This is a genomic window from Desertihabitans aurantiacus (genome assembly GCF_003344635.1).
GTDB lineage: Bacteria > Actinomycetota > Actinomycetes > Propionibacteriales > Propionibacteriaceae > Desertihabitans > Desertihabitans aurantiacus.
Genome location: NZ_QPKK01000472.1, coordinates 1 through 1,525, shown reverse-complemented (window position 1 = coordinate 1,525; position 1,525 = coordinate 1). Strand labels below are relative to the sequence as shown.

Below are 1,525 nucleotides of genomic sequence, written 5' to 3'. Positions count from 1 at the left end.
GTGTCGTCGCCGTCGGGGTGCCGGGCGGCGTCGGGGTGGTCGGCGGCGGTCTCCGCGGCGAGCTCGCCGGCCCGCAGCGCGTCCAGGTCGCCCCGCTCCTCGCGGCGGACGCGGCGTCGGCGGCGCTCGAGCTGCCAGCTGAGCGCGCCGAGCAGCAGGTCGACGACGATCGCGAGCAGGGCGACGAGGACCGCGCCGGCGAACATCTGCGGATAGCCGTCGGGACCCAGCCGCTGCCCGTCCACCACGAACCGGCCCAGCCCGCCGGCAGCGGCGAGCGCGGCCACGGTGGCGGTCGCGATCACCTGCAGGGAGGCGCTGCGCACGCCGGAGACGATCAGCGGCGTCGCCAGCGGCAGCTCCACCTGCCGGACCAGCTGCCAGGGCGTCATCCCCAGCGCCCGACCCGCGTGCACCGCGTCCTGGTCGGCCTGCCGGAACCCGGCGACGGTGTTGATGAGGATCGGCGGGACGGCCAGCACGGCCAGCGCGCCCACCACCGGTGCGGCACCGGTGCCCAGCAGGGTGACGACGAGGACGAGCAGGCCCAGGGTGGGGATGGCCCGGGCCGCGTTGCTCAGCCCGCTGGCCACCGCGTCGCCGCGGCGGGTGTGGCCGATGACGACGCCGAGCGGGATCGCCACCAGCGCGGCGAGCAGCACCGAGGCCCCGCTGTAGAGCAGGTGCTGCAGCAGCCGGGCCGGGATGCCGCTGGGGCCGGTCCAGCTGGCGGGGTCGAGGAGGAACTCGAGGAGGTTCACGCGACCGCCTTCCGGTACCAGGGCAGCAGCACCCGCTGGAGCAGCAGGATGACGCCGTCGAAGAGCAGCGCCAGGGCCACGATGAGCACGATCCCGACGATGATCGGGGTGTAGAACGCCTGCCGGAGGCCCAGGTCGAACAGCTGTCCCAGCGCGCCGGAGCCGATCACCGCACCCACGCTGACCAGCGCGATGTTGGACACGGTGGCGACCCGCAGCCCGGCGAAGACCACCGGCATGGCCAGCGGCAGCTCGACCGTCAGCACCCGGCGCACCGGACCCATCCCCATCGACTCGGCGGCCTGGCGGGCGTCGACGGGCACCGAGCGGAACCCGTCCACCACGCTGCGCACCAGCAGCGCGAGGGTGTAGACGGTGAGCGCGACCACGATGTTGAGCGGATCGAGGATCTGGGTGCCGATCACCACCGGGATCGCCACGAAGAGCGCCAGCGAGGGCACCGAGTAGATGACGCCGAAGAGCGCCAGCAGCGGCGCGGCCCCGGCCCTGGTGCGGTGCACCAGGTAGCCGAGCGGGACCGCCAGCACCAGGGCGCACAGCACCGGGGTCAGCGCGAGCACCAGGTGCAGCCCGAGCAGTCCGACGATGTCCTCGCCCTCGGACAGGTTGCGCCCGATCCAGTCCAGATCCATCAGCGGCTGCCGTCCTCGGCGTGCCGGGGCTCGGCTGCCGGGGCCTCCGGGGCGTCGGCAGGCGGCGGCCCGAGGGCCCGGCCCGGCCGGCGGTCGAGCTCCTCGCCCTCG

Annotated in this window: 2 protein-coding genes; both read right to left on the bottom strand. The window is 74.8% G+C overall.

Annotated elements, in window-relative coordinates:
- On the bottom strand, positions 1–761 hold a 761-nt coding region (locus tag DVA66_RS20285; RefSeq protein WP_157974199.1), incomplete at its 3' end, for an ABC transporter permease.
- A complete protein-coding gene (locus DVA66_RS20280) occupies positions 758–1,414 on the bottom strand; it encodes an ABC transporter permease (protein ID WP_114561565.1) in 657 nt (218 codons plus the stop codon). The genes DVA66_RS20285 and DVA66_RS20280, both read right to left, overlap by 4 nt.
- Positions 1,415–1,525 lie beyond the last annotated feature (111 nt).

Bases quoted from the DNA above. Each gene is read 5' to 3' on its own strand.
- DVA66_RS20280 (WP_114561565.1), bottom strand. From the start codon at position 1,414: ATGGATCTGGACTGGATCGGGCGCAACCTGTCCGAGGGCGAGGACATC.